The organism is Halorubrum sp. Atlit-26R (assembly GCF_003666015.1).
Taxonomy (GTDB): domain Archaea; phylum Halobacteriota; class Halobacteria; order Halobacteriales; family Haloferacaceae; genus Halorubrum.
The window spans coordinates 1-280 of sequence record NZ_QPLT01000571.1 but is presented as its reverse complement, the minus strand read 5'-3'; the positions used below and the strand labels follow the sequence as shown (position 1 = coordinate 280).

At 64.6% G+C, this 280-nt stretch carries 1 pseudogene; it reads right to left on the bottom strand.

The window, feature by feature from the left end:
- Nucleotides 1–161 precede the first annotated feature (161 nt).
- A pseudogene (locus tag DVK07_RS24160) lies at nucleotides 162–280 on the bottom strand (IS6 family transposase); the annotation flags it as partial.

Sequence of the window (280 nt, the reverse complement as noted above, 5' to 3'; positions counted from 1 at the left end):
CCGCCTCACGACTGCCCCTTTGAGTCCCGCCCGGCACAGCGACCGCACCTCACGCCTCCCCAGCCTCGCGGTTCGCGCTCTCCGAGCGCTCACCGCGTCCCTCGCGCGTGCTCCTCGCGGCCGCCTTCGGCGGCCGCTCGCAGGCACGCGCCACGGTCGCGTTAAGTTTGGCGTGAGTTGTGGTAGACGGCGACGGCTTCGAGCCAATCTTGAGCTGTCTCGAGCGCGACATTGCTGAAACTATTCGCAAACGATGATGTTCGTCGTTTTATTTCCCAAA